Origin of the sequence: Paenibacillus andongensis, assembly GCF_025369935.1 — a bacterium.
Taxonomy (GTDB): Bacteria; Bacillota; Bacilli; order Paenibacillales; family NBRC-103111; genus Paenibacillus_E; species Paenibacillus_E andongensis.
In genome coordinates, this window is the sequence record NZ_CP104467.1 from 7,323,021 (window position 1) to 7,338,525 (window position 15,505).

The 15,505-nt window shown below is 45.6% G+C and carries 11 protein-coding genes and 1 riboswitch; of the genes, 2 read left to right on the forward strand and 9 right to left on the reverse strand.

Translation table 11 applies throughout. The features are described 5' to 3' along the window. Positions 1 to 225: 225 nt before the first annotated feature. Positions 226 to 990 carry an SDR family oxidoreductase gene (locus NYR53_RS32885; RefSeq protein WP_261303156.1) on the forward strand — a complete coding sequence of 255 codons (765 nt, stop codon included), beginning with the start codon at positions 226 to 228 and terminating at the stop codon, positions 988 to 990. A gap of 276 nt (positions 991 to 1,266) precedes the next feature. Here the strand turns inward: NYR53_RS32885 and NYR53_RS32890 are convergent, their stop codons facing one another. The 7 genes from NYR53_RS32890 to ilvA all read right to left on the reverse strand — a co-directional run bounded on the left by NYR53_RS32890 (position 1,267) and on the right by ilvA (position 11,543). After that, entirely contained in the window at positions 1,267 to 3,267 is a 2,001-nt protein-coding gene (locus NYR53_RS32890) for a methyl-accepting chemotaxis protein (RefSeq protein ID WP_261303157.1), read from the reverse strand. A gap of 189 nt (positions 3,268 to 3,456) precedes the next feature. Then, positions 3,457 to 4,440, reverse strand: a complete 984-nt coding sequence (locus tag NYR53_RS32895) for an ABC transporter permease (protein ID WP_261303158.1) — start codon at positions 4,438 to 4,440, stop codon at positions 3,457 to 3,459. 1 nt (position 4,441) lies between these two features. Further along, positions 4,442 to 5,521, reverse strand: a complete 1,080-nt coding sequence (locus tag NYR53_RS32900; protein WP_261303159.1) for an ABC transporter permease — start codon at positions 5,519 to 5,521, stop codon at positions 4,442 to 4,444. Continuing rightward, the gene (locus NYR53_RS32905) at positions 5,514 to 7,055 is read right to left on the reverse strand and encodes an ABC transporter ATP-binding protein (protein WP_261303160.1); all 1,542 of its coding nucleotides are present in this window, start codon (positions 7,053 to 7,055) and stop codon (positions 5,514 to 5,516) included. The genes NYR53_RS32900 and NYR53_RS32905 overlap by 8 nt, the downstream gene beginning before the upstream one ends. Positions 7,056 to 7,184: 129 nt before the next feature. Beyond that, the gene (locus tag NYR53_RS32910; protein WP_261306603.1) at positions 7,185 to 8,252 is read right to left on the reverse strand and encodes a BMP family lipoprotein; all 1,068 of its coding nucleotides are present in this window, start codon (positions 8,250 to 8,252) and stop codon (positions 7,185 to 7,187) included. A 256-nt stretch (positions 8,253 to 8,508) separates the two neighbouring features. Next, positions 8,509 to 10,047, reverse strand: coding sequence for a putative bifunctional diguanylate cyclase/phosphodiesterase (locus NYR53_RS32915; protein ID WP_261303161.1), 1,539 nt, complete (start codon positions 10,045 to 10,047; stop codon positions 8,509 to 8,511). An 86-nt stretch (positions 10,048 to 10,133) separates the two neighbouring features. Continuing rightward, a riboswitch (cyclic di-GMP riboswitch) is annotated at positions 10,134 to 10,222 on the reverse strand. 64 nt (positions 10,223 to 10,286) lie between these two features. Further along, positions 10,287 to 11,543: a threonine ammonia-lyase IlvA gene (gene ilvA, locus NYR53_RS32920; protein WP_261303162.1), complete on the reverse strand. Its 1,257-nt coding sequence runs from the start codon at positions 11,541 to 11,543 to the stop codon at positions 10,287 to 10,289. A 166-nt stretch (positions 11,544 to 11,709) separates the two neighbouring features. Between ilvA and NYR53_RS32925 the strand changes: the two genes are divergently transcribed. After that, positions 11,710 to 11,871 carry a hypothetical protein gene (locus NYR53_RS32925; RefSeq protein WP_173184903.1) on the forward strand — a complete coding sequence of 54 codons (162 nt, stop codon included), beginning with the start codon at positions 11,710 to 11,712 and terminating at the stop codon, positions 11,869 to 11,871. A gap of 144 nt (positions 11,872 to 12,015) precedes the next feature. Here NYR53_RS32925 and NYR53_RS32930 read toward each other — a convergent pair whose 3' ends face one another. Together NYR53_RS32930 and rluF are read right to left on the reverse strand one after the other, a co-directional pair. After that, complete coding sequence (locus NYR53_RS32930) at positions 12,016 to 14,376, reverse strand: S-layer homology domain-containing protein (RefSeq protein ID WP_261303163.1); 2,361 nt, start codon at positions 14,374 to 14,376, stop codon at positions 12,016 to 12,018. A 260-nt stretch (positions 14,377 to 14,636) separates the two neighbouring features. Continuing rightward, entirely contained in the window at positions 14,637 to 15,350 is a 714-nt protein-coding gene (gene rluF / locus NYR53_RS32935) for a 23S rRNA pseudouridine(2604) synthase RluF (RefSeq protein WP_261303164.1), read from the reverse strand. Positions 15,351 to 15,505 lie beyond the last annotated feature (155 nt).

Below are 15,505 nucleotides of genomic sequence, written 5' to 3' on the forward strand. Positions count from 1 at the left end.
TATAAGTACGGATTTCGAGGCACGAGTGTCGATTCCATTGGAACATCTCCAATAGAAGTATTATTTCTTGGGCATCTGTTTGTCGCATTTGCAAATGAGAGAGCAAGTTATCCAAAGGGTGGTCAATCAATCAATGACAGGGAAGGAACTCGGAATGAGAAAGCAACATTTCGAATGTCACTCTGTGATAAAACTAAACATGAAAACATGGAAGGAGATGAGCATATGAGCAAGCTGAAAGGTAAAATCGCTTTAGTAACGGGAGCAAGTCGGGGAATTGGACGAGGAATTGCTCTGCGTCTAGCACAGGATGGCGCCATGGTCGCCGTACATTACGGAAAGAATTACGATGCTGCAGAGGAAGTGGTTCGTGAGATTCAACATAAAGGCGGATCCGCCTTTACACTCGGTGCGGACTTGAGCGCCGTAAACGGCGTTCGTGATTTATATGTGGGCTTGGACGAAGCCCTGGAGAAGCGTACTGGCGGGAATCAGTTTGATATTCTTGTTAATAACGCCGGAATCGGGCAAGCTGGAACCATCGAGGAGACGACGGAACAATCTTTTGATGAAGTCATGAGCCTCCATGTCAAAGCGCCTCTTTTCCTTATCCAGCAAGCATTACCGCGTCTGAGAGACGAGGGCCGCATCATCAATATCTCTTCGGCTGTTACCCGTTTGGCATTCCCAAATCTTCTGGGCTACAGCATATCAAAAGGTGCGCTCAACACACTCACCTTTGTCTTAGCTCAGCATCTTGGGAATCGCAACGTTACGGTGAACGCCATCTTACCGGGAATCATCGATACCGATATGAATGCCGAAACATTGCAGGATCCGGGTGGGCAGCAATTCGCCGTCGGTCTCTCCACGTTTAACAGATGGGGGCAGCCTGAAGATGTGGCTGATATCGCGGCCTTTCTTGCCTCTTCGGACAGTCGCTGGATAACGGGGCAATTGATTGATGCAAGCGGCGGATCTCATCTATAAAATAGAATGACTAAAAAGCTTGGCGGATGCGCCAAGCTTTTAACAGCATTCATACCATTACTTCGCATTCGAATCCGCTTTTCGAGGAGAACTTTTATAACGGCCCCTAAAATAACTGCGAAAGTGCAGGTATTTTGCTAAAAAGCGGTTTAGAAGTGGAAAAGCCTGCTAATATGCAGTTCGTTCCAGCCCTATAAATTCTTATAAAAAAGCACCCCACCGATAGTAGGATGAGATGCTCAACGCATAGTCGGATAGGGTGCTCAACGCAGTACTTTATTTCAACTTGAAGCGGTTGATTTGATCCTGTAGATCGACCGCCAGCACGCTAAGCGATTCGGAGGAGGAACTGATCTCTTCCATCGATTGCAGCTGCCCGCTTGCCGACTTGGCAATGGCTTGCAGTTGATCCATAGCCTGCTTTACGATACTGACTGTCTCCTGAGAAGAGGCTGCCACCTCTTCGGTTCCCGCTGATATTTCCTCGGATGCGGCTGACACTTCTTGGATTTGGTCGTTAACATGATGAATCGAGGCCAGAATCGATTGAAACACTTGCCCAGCCGTTTGAACGAGTGCCGAGCCTTTCTCAACCTCTGAGAGTCCGCCTTGCATCGAGCTTGATGCCTCTTTCGTAGCATGGATCGTTTCACCGATAATGGAGGTGATGTTCACGGTCGCACTGCTAGTTTGCTCTGCCAACTTCTTAACCTCGCTAGCGACGACGGCGAAGCCTCTGCCATGTTCGCCAGCCCTTGCCGCTTCAATGGATGCGTTCAAGGCAAGCAGGTTGGTTTGCGAGGCAATTTCAGAAATAAAGCCAACAACTTGGCGAATTTGCTCGGATTTCTCCTCTAAGCTGTGCACTAGTTCGGCAGTATGTTCTACAGCATGACTGACTTGTCGCATTTGGGTAATGGCTTGTTGAATTTCCCCGTTTCCACGGCCAACCTCTTGAACGACGTTTTGCGCAGTTTCCGAGACATTCGCGGACGATTCGGCAATTTTCTGCACGCCCGATGACATTTCACCCATCGCGGTCGAAATTTGTTCGGATGCCTGGTAGTTGGCTTCGGAACACCGCACGACCTGCCCCACCGCTGCGGTAATATGTTCGGAAGCTTTCGTCGATTCGCTGGCAATCGCAGTGAGCTGCTCGGAAGATGCCGCGGTATGCGACACGGCTTCTGAGATTTTGCAAATCATCGCGGAAAAAGAATCGAGCATCGCATTGATGTTCTTGCGCATCGAGGCGATTTCATCCTCGCCATGCGTGTTCAAACGGCCTGATAAATCACCCTGCCCTACTCGCTGCATGAGGGATGAAATTGTCGTGATTGGGCGAATCATCATCTGTGAGACGATCATAGCAAGTATAATGACAAGCAGCGCAGAAATAGCTAGCATGATGGCTGCATTTTTCTTTAGGAGATTTACTTTCTGGAATACTTCCGCTTGCTCCCCGGTCAATATAAGCTTCCATCCCGTGGCTTCAATGGTTTGAAAAGCAGCTGACTTCAGCGTACCATCTGGCTCTTTATATAGGATATACCCGCTCTTATCCTTGAATACCGTATTTTTGTAAAGAGCTATCTTCTCTGCCGTAGATGATTGCTCTAGCTTTTGCCCCGTTTTTTTCGGGTGAACGAGATATGTACCGCTTGGTGAGAGAAGGTAGCCGTAACCTGTTTCACCGAATTTGATACGGTTGATGATGGACAGCATTTGCTCAGGAAAGAGGAAAGATTGCACGATACCGCGGAAATCGCCATTGCCGTCCACGAGCGGAACATCAATGATGATAATGTTTTTACCGCTGCTTTCCTCCTTGATGATTTCGGACACCGCTACTTTCTTATCCACAGTAGCTTTCTTAAAATTATCAAATTTGTTTGCGTCCAGCTTTTCGCCAGCTGTGTCAATGGACATGCCTTGCGGATCAATATAGGCAAATCGATACACTTCCGGATCGCTCTCCGCCATAATTTTCAGCACGGGTAAGATCGTGTTCGACTTCCCATTCAAGAACTCTGGATGGGCTTTAACAACGGATTGCATCGAAGCAATTTTGCCATTCAGCCAGGCATTGATCTCGCTCGTACTAAGCTCCGCAAGATGCATTTGCTGATTTTTGGTGTCCGACTCAACAACAGAAGAGGATTGAGAGGTAAGGATAAGCATAGAGATCAAAAGAGGGACAAGTGAGACGGCAAGCAGCAGCAGCGTCATTTTCACCTTGAGCGACTTGGCTCCTAACAAGGTTCGTAATACAGACATTTGTGGCATTCTTCCTTCCGCAGTCAACTAATTTATGAAAAATAGCTAGGTGGATTGGAATTTCGCCATGATTCGACATTTCCCCTGTATTTCCCGACACGTCATGCGTGGTAATTATTGACAATAGCAGGAACAAAAAAAACATGCACAGCCGCGGGAATACTCCCATAGCCATGCATGTTTTTAATTTTATCGCTTACCTGGATCGTAAGGTTCACCAAGGGCTGATGGTGCTTTAGCCCGGCCTACTGCGCCTGCCAGTACTAAAATGGTCAGTACATAAGGCAGCATGTAGAGGAATTCCTGCGGAATATTTTTCGAGAATTCGAACAACCGCATGAAGTTGTTGAGCGCCTGCGCCATTCCGAAGAAGACTGCTGCGCCCAGTGCGCCAACGGGATGCCATTTACCGAAAATCATCGCGGCCATCGCTATAAAACCTTGACCTGATATCGTGTTATGTGAGAAGGCACTTGTTGTCGTGAGCGTAATGGTAGCCCCGCCAAGTCCGCCTAACAGACCACTGATCAACACAGCGATGTAGCGAATTCGCTTCACTTTAACCCCTACGGTATCCGCGGCACTCGGGTGTTCCCCAACGGAACGAAGTCGCAGACCGAAAGGCGTCTTGAACAGCACATAGTAGGTAACCGCGACGAGAATCAAGGCAATGTAAGTTGTCGGATAGGCATTGAAGAATGCATATCCGATATACGGTATTTTGGACAAAATCGGAATTTCCCATTTGGAAAACACATCGTTTAACGTTTCTGTTTGACCAGCACCATGGAACAGTACTTTGACCAAATACAACGTTACGCCTGCTGCCAAGAAGTTAATCACTACACCGCTGATGACTTGATTGGCTTTGAACGAAATCGTGGCTACCGCATGAATCAGAGCAAAAATGAGCGCAAATAACATGGCAGTCAGTAAACCGATCCACGGGGACCAGACACCCATATTCGCCTCTTCTGCATAATATGCGCCGACGGCCGAAGCAAATGCCCCGGAAACCATGAGACCCTCAATCCCGATATTGACTACCCCGGAGCGCTCTGAGTAAATCCCACCCAAGGCTCCAAAGATGAGCGCTGTCGAATAGACGAGCGTCGTGTTGATAAGTTCACTAAATTTCGTGAAAAACGCGTTAAGCATGGTGAGCAGGTCCATGTTACGTAGCCCTCTCTTTCTTGCGTTTACTATAAAACGGGATGAGCACCCATTTAACGATACCTTGGGTTGCGACGAAGAAGATGACCGAACCGATGACAATACGGATAATCTCCGGCGGCACATCAGCACCGAAACTCATGCCCGCTGAACCGTACGACAATCCGCCAAACAATGCGGCTCCGAGCACAATCCCTATTGGATTGTTAGCACCTAGCAGGGATACCGCAATCCCATCAAAGCCGTAACCTGGGAAGCCTGCCGAAACCACTTGATAATGGAATACACCAAGAACTTCAAAAACGCCCGCTAGCCCGGCAAAAACGCCCGAAATAAACATCGCTTTAATAATGTTTTTGTTCACGTTCATTCCGGCATATTTCGCGGCATCGATGTTATGACCAACGGCACGCAGCTCGTAGCCTTGCTTTGTTTTCCACAAGATGATATAGAATACAATCGCTGCGAGTATCGCAATGAGAGTGCCCCAGTGCATCCTCGCATTCTCCAGCATAGCCGATAGCCATGTGATGCTCAGAGATGCCGATTCTTGGATCATGTAGGAGCGCTGCTGCTTCGGTTCTAGAAGAAATTGATTAATGATATAATTCGACAGGAACAAAGCGATCCAGTTCAACATAATCGTTGTAATAACTTCGTTAACTCCACGCTTTGCTTTCAAATAGCCCGCAATAGCTCCCCACAGTCCACCAATAAGTGCACCGACGATAACTGCTAACGGAGCATGAATAATCCATGGAAGACCTGTCACTTTGACACCAATAAATGTGGCCCCCGTCATACCCATGACGAATTGCCCTTCAGCACCGATATTAAACAAGCCTGTACGAAATGCGAATGCGACGGATAATCCCGTCAAAATAAGCGGGGTAATGGCACGAATGGATTCACCTATATCATACGAATTACCGAAAATACGAGAAAATAGCGCTCCATAGGCGGCAATTGGGTTATATCCGCCTGCCAGCATTACGAGTGCTCCGAATAGCAGCCCAAGTATAATCGCCACGATCGGATTCACCGCTGATTCACTTGTAAAAATGCGAGCAACCTTATTCATGAGCAGCTCCTTTCTCTGTGCGCTTACTGCCGGCCATGAGAAGTCCAATCTCTTGATCGTTCGTCTCCTGCGGCAGCACTTCTCCCACAATCTGTCCTTCATAGATGACGGCAATGCGATCCGACACATTCATAATTTCATCCAGCTCAAAAGAAATCAACAGTACAGCTTTGCCTTTGTTCCGCTGCTCGATCAATTGACGATGCACGAACTCAATGGCACCGACATCCAATCCCCGCGTCGGCTGCGCAGCAATGAGAAGATTGGGATTTTTATATATTTCCCTGGCAATAATCGCCTTTTGTTGATTACCACCCGACAAAGATCGCGCTTTATTGTAGATACTTGGCGTTCTAACGTCGAACTGCTTAATCAACGCTTCCGCATGGCGATCAATAGCTTCATAATTCAAGAAGCCAGCTTTGTTATACGCAGGATGGAAATACGTTTCCAGCACCATGTTCTCACTCATGGTAAAATCGAGCACGAGTCCGTGCTTATGCCTGTCCTCCGGAATATGCGACAATCCAGCCTCGGAGATCTCTCTCGGCGTATGGTTGGTAATATCGCTTCCCATCAGCAGCACACGACCGCTATCAATGGAGCGCAGCCCGGTTAATGCCTCGATTAATTCACTCTGTCCGTTGCCATCTACACCGGCGATGCCCAGAATTTCTCCGGCTTTCACCTCAAAATTAAGCCCCTTCAGAGCAGGCAAACCCTGCTGATTACGCGCAACGAGTTCTTGCACCTGGAGAACGGGCTCTCCGAGCTTCACATCCTGCTTGTTCACTTTGAAGGAGACGTCGCGTCCGACCATCTTCTCCGCCAGAATCTGTGGATTCGTCTTCGAAATATCCAACGAATCAATCACTTTGCCCCGACGAATGATCGTCACAGTATCGGCGATCTCCATAATTTCTTTCAGCTTATGTGTAATGAGAATGATGGATTTGCCCTCTTTGACGAGATTACGCATAATGACCATCAATTCACTAATCTCTTGCGGCGTTAGTACAGCTGTCGGTTCATCAAAAATAAGAATATCGGCGCCGCGATACAGCGTTTTCAATATTTCCACACGCTGCTGCATGCCGACGGAGATATCTTCAATTCTCGCTTTGGGATCCACACGCAAACCGTATTGCTCCGATAACTTGCGTACTTTGTCTTGCGCTGTTTTGTAATCGATTTTTGATCCTTTTTTAGGCTCCATGCCCAAAATGATGTTTTCTGTCACGGTAAATGGCTGAACCAGCTTGAAATGCTGATGCACCATACCAATGCCAAGCTCGATAGCACGATTCGGACTATCAATAAATACTTCTTTGCCTTGTACTTTAATGTTACCTTCATCCGGCTGATAAAGTCCGAACACAATGTTCATTAGTGTTGATTTACCCGCGCCATTTTCGCCAAGCAAGGCATGAATTTCACCCTTCATCAGCTTTAAACTAATGGCATCATTCGCCACTATGCCTGGAAACCGCTTCGTAATGTTGCAAAGTTCAACAACAGGGACTACTTCACTCATCAGATCACCCTAAGGATCAATTTTTTTAATTACCTCTTAAACTAAAGAACAAGGCTAGTTATTATAACTAGCCTTGTTTGAACAGAAACAAATCTATCGTTCGTAACCGCAATGCCTTTTATACCTTAATTAAGGTTTTTCAGGAACTTTGATTTCGCCGCTGATGATTTTTGCTTTGTAATCGTCAACTTTTTTCAAGATTTCAGGTGTTACGTTTTTCTTGGAAGTTTCAGGAAGGCCTACGCCGTCATCTTTCAGACCAAGTGTAACCACTTTACCACCTTGGAATTTGTTGTCGATAATGTCTTTGGAAACACGAACAACGGCTGTGTCAACACGTTTCAACATGGAAGTCAGTGTGACTTCATCGCCGAATTCAAGGGATTGGTCTTTATCTACGCCGATAACCCAAACCTTTTTACCGTTTTTCGCGCGGTCTTTCGCTTCGTTAAATACACCGTTACCAGTGGAACCAGCTGCGTGGAAAATAACATCAGCGCCATCGTTGTAGATCGTAGCTGCTGCTGCTTTACCAAGATCAGGCTTATCAAAAGCGCCTGTATAGTTAATTTGAACTTTAGCATTTGGATTAACCGCTTTAACGCCAGCTACGAAACCAGCTTCAAAACGTTTGATAACCGGGATGTCGATACCGCCAACGAAACCGATTTTGTTGGATTTTGTTGTTAGACCTGCAACTACCCCAACAAGGTAAGAACCTTCTTGCTCAGAGAATGTTACGGATTCTACGTTTGGAGCTTCAACGACATTATCAATGATCGCTAATTTAGCATTAGGGTTTTGTGTGGCTACTGTTTTTAGTGCATCGCCCATCAAGAAGCCGATACCCCAAGTCAGGTTGTAGCCGTCTTTAACGAATTGGTTTAAGTTAGGCGTATAATCTGCATCGCCTTTACTCTCAAGGTTTTTCACTTTAACGCCTGTTTGTTTCTCAAGCGCCTTCAAACCTTCCCATGCACTTTGGTTAAAAGATTTATCGTTGACGCCACCAATATCGGTAACCATTCCGATTTTGAAGTCTTTACCGCTATTGTTGCTTGGCGCTGCTGAAGCTGCTGCAGTAGTAGCTGGAGTTGCTGAAGCCGCCGGTTTCGTTTCTTCTTTTTTGGCACAGCCGGAAAGAGCCAATGCAGAAACCGTTACAGCCATAAGAGCTGTTGAAAGCATTTTCTTCATCATTATTACCCCCATAGAATCATTTAATTTAAAACCGTGAAATCTTACATTGTAGGTTGACCAAAATAAGTTAAATTATGTAAGACTGGCTATAGATGAGTGTATCATGTTGAAACCCAAGAGAAAAGCGATACACCTGCAAAATAACATAATTCGTTATGTCATACAAGTTGACATGGTCTTTTTGTAAGCCCCTACAATATAGGTTTCAAGCCCCAATTATTTATTATACTACCACCGGTCAATAAAATCTAGATTACCCTTTGTTAATTTTATCGTTCATAAGTCTCATGAATTGTTCGGTTCCCAGCGGGCTGCTAAACAGCATTCCTTGCACTTCCGTGCACTGCAAAAGTCTCAAATGCTCAAGTTGTTCCTCTGTTTCAACACCCTTTGCAATTAAATTCAGACCTAGACGGTGAGCCATGCGAATAATGGCAGCAGCCAGCAGTTGATTCTCATTGTCGTCTACCAAATCCCGAATCAAATTACTATCTAATTTAACGCTATCAAGCGGCATCCCTTCGAGCCCGCTTCGTGTAAATAGGCCTGTACACAAGTCATCCATCACGATACGCACACCGAATTTCTTCAGCATAATCAATTTCTCGCTAGCCTCTTGTACATTAGATGATGTGATACTTTCCGTAAGGTCCAGTTCCACCAACATCGGATCAATACTTGTTTCTTTCAAAACAACAGCAATTTCTTCAATAAAATGCTCATCTTTAAACTGCGAAGCTGTTACTGTTAGGGTCATTCTCAGCGGTGTATAGCCCTCGTCCTGCCAGATTCTCATCTGTCTGCAAGCCGTTCGTACAGCCCATTTCCCGATAGGGATCATGAAGCCCATTTCCTCGGCTGCTTTCTTCCAATCCATGCTATGTGCTAGGAGGTTGTCTCCCTTGCTCCAATGAATGATCGCTTCCATTCCGATTAATTTACGGTTTGTTATTTCATATTGAGGCTGATATAGGATTTCAAATTGATTGTTATCTAAGGCCGATCGAAGCTCTTTCTCTATGTGAGCTTTGCTCTTCACCATGGCATCGATGTCAGAGGCATAGAATTGGAACTGGTTATGTCCCCGGTTTTTGGCCGCAAACATCGCTTCATCTGCAAACGCCATAAGCTGCTCAGGCAGCTGGCCATCTAACGGATACAGAGCTATCCCTATACTAGCCGTTATGGTTACTGGCATCCCATCCAGGATAAAAGGCTCTTCCAGAGCCATTTGAATTCGAGAAGCTACAACTCTTGCGTCATCAGGTTTTGCAAAAGATTCTAGTAAAATAGTAAACTCGTCGCCACCTTGGCGGTACACCGTATCCGATCCCCGCAGGCATCCCAGCAAACGTTCTGCTGCAAGGCGGATTAAACGATCACCATAGGCATGACCTAATGAATCGTTGACATCTTTGAACCTGTCCATGTCCAGAAACATAACAGCCGCCAGTTGCTCATTACGCTTCGCGTGCAGAAGTGCCCGCTCCAATCGGTCATTAAACAAACGGCGATTGGGTAATCCCGTCAATGTATCGTGATAGGCAAGAAAGGCTAGTTGTTTGCTCTTTTCTTCCTGCTCTTTGCTAGTAAGGAGCAATTGATGGATACTCTTCGCAAAAAATAAACAGATTAGTGCTTGAACAAGCATACTAATGAAAACGTAAGGTGAAAAGGAGAAAGAAGCAGCAGCAAGTAGATTCACGGTCAACAAAAAGAAGCCCAGTACGCCCATATAGACCAACGTTTGCGCTTTCATTTGCTGTATCCACTTAGAAAATATGCCTCTCATTCTTAAACCTCCGTATCTGATATTAAAAAAAGGCTATTCCGAATCGGAATAGCCGTAGGTGTACCTGTTTAGGTAAACTGCAACCTGTCGGCAGCCCAGCCATCATTGTTGCGAGGGCAACCTTAGATCTGAAGCTTTGCGTCCTTATCTTTCGATAAGTTTGCCTTTTACGATATTAAGAAGCAATAAATGGGACTAATTAACTATATCATATTCATTCCACATTTGGCTATTTTTCCTTAAATAAGCAAGTTAAAGAGCTTGGGATCCTTATTTATTTCAATATAGCCATAATCTTTCTGAGATAGGCGCTCAATAAGCCCCTCGTAGTCATCTTTATTTTTGAGCTCAATGCCGACCAGCGCCGGAGCATCGTCCCTATTATTTTTTTTCGTATACTCAAATCGAGTAATATCGTCTGTGGGTCCTAAGACTTCTTCCAGAAATTCGCGCAAGGCTCCAGCACGCTGCGGAAAATTAAGAATAAAGTAGTGCTTCAAGCCTTCATACACAAGCGATCTTTCTTTAATCTGCTGCATACGGTCAATGTCATTGTTGCCACCGCTGATGATACAGACCACATTCTTACCGCGAATCTGCTCCCGATAGGCATCAAGCGCTGCGACCGGGAGTGCGCCGGCGGGCTCAATGACAATCGCGTTATTGTTGTAAAGTTCCAGAATGGTTGTACATTCCTTGCCGGAAGGAACAATGACGATATCCTCCAGCTTTTCTTTGCAAATCTCAAAGGTAAGCTCGCCCACTTGCTTCACGGCTGCTCCATCTACGAACTTATCAATCGTGGATAAGGTCACGACCTTCCCCTGCTTCAGCGCTTCCGTCATGCTTGCCGCGCCCTCCGGCTCAACACCGATGATGCGCGTTCGTGGAGAAACACTATCCAGATAGGTCGCAACTCCCGCTGCAAGGCCGCCTCCGCCAATCGTTGCAAAGATGAAGTCAGGAGATTCGGGCATTTGATTCAAAATCTCGAGGCCAACCGTGCCTTGCCCGGCAATCGTACGGACATCATCGAAAGGGTGTATGAACACCTTATTCTCTTGAGCACAGTAGGCCTTGGCTTGGTTAGAGGAATCATCGAATGAATCACCTGTGAGAATAACTTCAACAAAAGATCCGCCGAATAGCTTAACTTGGGAAATCTTTTGTCTAGGCGTTGTAGTCGGCATGAAGATTTTGCCTTCAATACCGAGCTGTTTACAGGAGTAAGCCACGCCCTGCGCATGATTGCCAGCGCTCGCACACACGACACCCGCTTCGCGTTCCTCCGGTGTTAAGCTTTGGATCACATTATACGCTCCGCGAATTTTGAAAGAACGAACAATTTGCATATCTTCACGTTTAAGATAAACGTTGCATTCATACAAGTTAGAGAGCAGCTCATTGCGTTGCAGAGGCGATGGTTCGATCACCCTGCTGAGCACATGATTGGCCCTAATAATATCTTCCAAACCTACTTTACTGGAAACAACCATTTTCTCTTACTTCCTTTCTCCACATTAAGCTATTAAAGTTTTACAGATTATTGTAGCACAACTCTGTCCGCCTGTACGAAAATAATATTGGCAGCGCTCTTCCTGTGTTTCACTTCATGCCCAGCAGGGTATTACATAGCAATACAACTTCAAAGGAGTGATTCAAATGTCGACTCAGCCTCGCAATATCGATATCGAAGAACGCCATGTGGAGAAAAAATCGGATTCCAGTCTAGTTGCTTCTACTTTCATCAAATACGCTGCTTATATCGTCATCATTTTCGGCGTTCTGTATTTCCTAGTTCGTTATGTATTCCCAATGTTCTAGAGCTAGGATGTAAGAGCCCTAATCAGAGAGGGTACATTAACATCTATTTCCCGCTCAACCACAAGAAGCCTCAAACCCACTAATAAGTGGATTTAGAGGCTTCTTTTATGGTTATGAGAGGAGTTAACTAACTCGAGCTCTTACTTAGTAATAGTACCGAGGCTGCTCCTGAAGCTCAGAACGTTTTTGCAAGAAGCGGTAGAAGGCGCTAGCCGCCTGTGCTTTTGTCACTTCTTGCTGAGGTTCAAATTGTCCATCATTCAGAGACATAATATTCAGCCCCACCACAATCGCTGCGTCACCAACATGCTTAAGCTTAACAGCATCTGCGAAATTACCATTGAAAATACCATCGAACTTCGTTAGACTCTTGTAGCCTAGCGCCTTCACAATTAGCTGAGCCATTTCTTCTCGATTCATTGCAGCTTCCGGATTGAAATCAGCACCTACATCCAGCAAACCGCGATCAACCGCATTTTCGACATAGGCAAAATAAGGAGAAGATTTGCTCACATCGGCGAAAGACGCCTTCCGTTCTGCCCCGTAATAAATACCACCGTTACCGCCATTCATGGCAATAACAAGCATTTTAACCAACTCACCCCGTTGGATCGTTTGATCTGGATTTACTTTGCCATCCTTCACATCCAGCGCTTGATAATCGAGCATAAGCTGAAGCTCATTTTTAGCCCAGTGATGGTCAATGTCGCTTACTGTCACTTTATCCAAGGAAATCACTTCACCCGTTTCACTATTCCGCCATTGACCGTTTTGCGCATCCAAGAGGAAAGGTTCACGGTTGAATTTGGGAACGAGTGAATAGACAAGCTTGGCTTCGAGTTTCCCGTCTGTTTTCATATCCATGGATTGCGGAACATCCCCAGCCGCTACCATCACTCTGTATTTCTCCAGTGGAATGCCACCGATGAACCCGCTGCCTTGGGCCACATAATTTAACTTGATGTCGAACTGCGCGAGCCAGAGATCCTTGGCTTTATCAATCGCCATCACCTGCGGCTTTTGCAGTGGATATGGCATATTGCTGATGGAGAAGTGATAGCCGACAATTTGACCAGTCACACGATCGATGCTTACCGTTACTTCTTCGTTCCCGGCATTCACACCATCAATCACACGCTTAAAACTAATATCCCAATTACGCATATGCTTCAGCTGATCTTCCGAATAACTTTTAGCCGTTTGTGCACGAAGCGACAACTGATCGGTATAAGCAGGAAGCTGCTTTTTCACAAAATCAACACCTTTTGTTATCGCATCTTCCAGAGCAATTTTACCCTCAATATCTTTATCAGCGTCAGGTCCGTAAGGGATGTAACTGTTGAAATTCATAATCTCTCCGGTCTTGCTGTTCACGCTAGCCCATGCGCCTTTGCCAACGATTTTAACTTTGGAATCCTTCTCAGTCGCCTCATTCCAACTTAAATTCCAGTTCGAATTGGTTTCCCCTGTTTCAGGGTTGGTCGATTCATTATAGGATGCTTCTTGGATTTTGTAGTCAGAAGAAAGGTTGAAAGCCTCGTTCACCTTTTTAATAGCCTCTTCCTTCGTCAGGTCCAACGTAGCAGTAGGCTTAGCAGCCAATGGCTTGTCGGTTAACGGCTTATTCCCCTCCGTATCTTCCATCCCTTTGACTGGATTCCAGATCTCACCGGTTTCTGCATTTAGGGAAAAGCCACCCAGCATATAAGAAATAATCGGTAATTTCTTGCCTTTTGCACCATATGGAATCTGATAAAGCAAAGAAAGATTTGCCTTGTCGCGGAACATTTGAGCAGCTTTCTCCTTGGAAATCGGCGTTACATTCTGCTGAAACGTGACATTGTCATCCCAATTGTAGTTATAATTCGTAACCTGTCCTTCCCCATTGACGACCACACTGATACCATTCGGAGCAAAAGGCACACCGCCAACAGATCGATCGAACCGAATATTGTACTGATAATTACCATTCAGCGGCGTACGAAAGGCATTTTCTTCTGTATCATTGTATACAAGCTCCTTCTGCTTATCTGGATTCACTTTGCCTATAAAGGCAGAAGCGACTTCCTTGGCAGCTTTGAAATCCACTTTCGGCGGATAGCTTGGTTTGTGGTCAGGGTCATTGTCATTCATGTAAAAGGAGGTCAGCGTTCCGTCTAAGCCGTTAATCGATACGTTTAATGAGCCGTAATTCCGATCTTTCACCGTTTTGGTGTAATTAATGTTCCACGTTGGGAAATTCCGGCCATTCATGCTGTAATAAGCATTCAGACTGATGGATTGAAACGTATAGCCTTCCGGCAGCGTTATGTAGGTCTTAACTCGTTCAATGGCTTGTTCTTTGGTTATTTTGGCATCTAGCTGTTTATCCTCTTTACCAGGAGATATAGGGGGTGCAATGGATGTGCTTCCTACAGCAGCTTCGGCCGCCCAAACCCCAGGTGCAGCAGTTAGCAGCAGTGTCGAAGCGAGTACCAACGTTCCTGCTTGTTTGATTAATTTCAAAGTCATCTTCCTCCTCAACGTTTTACGTTTCAATAACAGCTTTAAAGCATTAGAAACATAGAGATTCCATAATAATCCTTGACGTTTAAAACTGGAAAAAGTTGCTTTAGAAAACTAGATTAATGCTTTATTTTTTATTTACACGAAATGTCACCAGATCGAAACGATTTATGGCTAAAAATCTAAGATAACTCAACAAAAAAACACATGTCCGAGCACCCTTTTATCGAATGCACGTGCATGTGTATATTTTATTGCAATTATTTTCTTGATTGGGTGTTCTCTTTGCTAAGTGTATGCATTAAATCTTGCATTTCACCTTGCGTCAAATTCCGCCATTTACCCACTTTTAAATTGCCCAGATGGATATGCATGATCCGAACCCTCTGTAGACGCACTACTCGATACCCAAACGCTTCGCACATCCGTCGGATTTGCCGGTTAAGCCCTTGCGTAAGAATGATTCGGAAAACGCGGTCGCCCACTTGGTAAATCTCACATGGCTTCGTCATCGTCCCCAGAATGCGGACCCCGCTCCCCATTCCTTGCAAAAACATCGGTGTAATCGATCGGTTCACCGTCACGATGTATTCTTTATCATGGTTGTTCTCCGCTCGCAGAATCTGGTTTACAATATCTCCGTTATTGGTCAGAAGGATAAGCCCTTCGGAATCTTTATCCAGTCTGCCGATCGGGAAAATACGCTCCGAATGCCCGACGAAATCAACAATGTTGCCTTTGATATGCGCTTCGGTTGTACTTGTAATCCCTACAGGCTTGTTGAGTGCAATATAAACATGTTCCTTCTTCTCACCAATCGGTCGACCATCAATCCGAACCTCATCCCCAGGGCCAACGACGCTCCCCAGTCCGGCAACCTCACCATTAATCGTTACGCGTTTCGCTTCTACCCACTTGTCCGCTTCCCGTCTGGAGCAAACACCGGTTTCGCTAATAAATTTATTAATTCTCATGCTTGGGAAATCCCCTTCTCTGCCGTAATCAAGTACCTCCTATTATGCTGGATTCGCTCACTCGGTTCAAGTAGCGTTCAAAGGGATTGATGCAGGGAACATATTGCAATAAAAAGATCGCCCCTCACACTGATCATTCCAGATGGCGCGGCGAT

Coding starts and splice junctions, on each gene's coding strand:
- NYR53_RS32905 (WP_261303160.1), bottom strand. CDS start 7,055: ATGAGTGAAGTAGTCCCTGTTGTTGAACTTTGCAACATTACGAAGCGG.
- NYR53_RS32900 (WP_261303159.1), bottom strand. CDS start 5,521: ATGAATAAGGTTGCTCGCATTTTTACAAGTGAATCAGCGGTGAATCCG.
- NYR53_RS32885 (WP_261303156.1), top strand. CDS start 226: ATGAGCAAGCTGAAAGGTAAAATCGCTTTAGTAACGGGAGCAAGTCGG.
- NYR53_RS32915 (WP_261303161.1), bottom strand. CDS start 10,047: ATGAGAGGCATATTTTCTAAGTGGATACAGCAAATGAAAGCGCAAACG.
- NYR53_RS32910 (WP_261306603.1), bottom strand. CDS start 8,252: ATGAAGAAAATGCTTTCAACAGCTCTTATGGCTGTAACGGTTTCTGCA.
- NYR53_RS32895 (WP_261303158.1), bottom strand. CDS start 4,440: ATGGACCTGCTCACCATGCTTAACGCGTTTTTCACGAAATTTAGTGAA.
- rluF (WP_261303164.1), bottom strand. CDS start 15,350: ATGAGAATTAATAAATTTATTAGCGAAACCGGTGTTTGCTCCAGACGG.
- NYR53_RS32890 (WP_261303157.1), bottom strand. CDS start 3,267: ATGTCTGTATTACGAACCTTGTTAGGAGCCAAGTCGCTCAAGGTGAAA.
- NYR53_RS32925 (WP_173184903.1), top strand. CDS start 11,710: ATGTCGACTCAGCCTCGCAATATCGATATCGAAGAACGCCATGTGGAG.
- ilvA (WP_261303162.1), bottom strand. CDS start 11,543: ATGGTTGTTTCCAGTAAAGTAGGTTTGGAAGATATTATTAGGGCCAAT.